2 tRNA genes are annotated in these 206 nt (G+C 61.2%); both read right to left on the bottom strand.

Annotated features, from left to right (window positions below):
- Position 1: 1 nt before the first annotated feature.
- Positions 2-77, bottom strand: a tRNA-Ala gene (locus AC1MHZ_RS23585).
- A 52-nt stretch (positions 78-129) separates the two neighbouring features.
- Positions 130-205, bottom strand: a tRNA-Glu gene (locus tag AC1MHZ_RS23580).
- Position 206: the final 1 nt, after the last annotated feature.

The following is a 206-nucleotide window of genomic DNA, read 5'->3' as shown; positions in this document are numbered from 1 at the left end:
TTGGTGGAGCTAAGCGGGATCGAACCGCTGACCTCCTGCATGCCATGCAGGCGCTCTCCCAGCTGAGCTATAGCCCCGGATTTCTAGCCTCTCGGCCCAGCGACACGTGAAACATCGCTTGTGCAAAACTGGCGTCCCCTAGGGGACTCGAACCCCTGTTACCGCCGTGAAAGGGCGGTGTCCTAGGCCACTAGACGAAGGGGACG

The sequence above is a fragment of the Pseudomonas sp. FA-1 genome (genome assembly GCF_056856075.1).
Note: the sequence above shows the minus strand (reverse complement) of the source record. Positions and strands in the feature narration are given on the sequence as shown.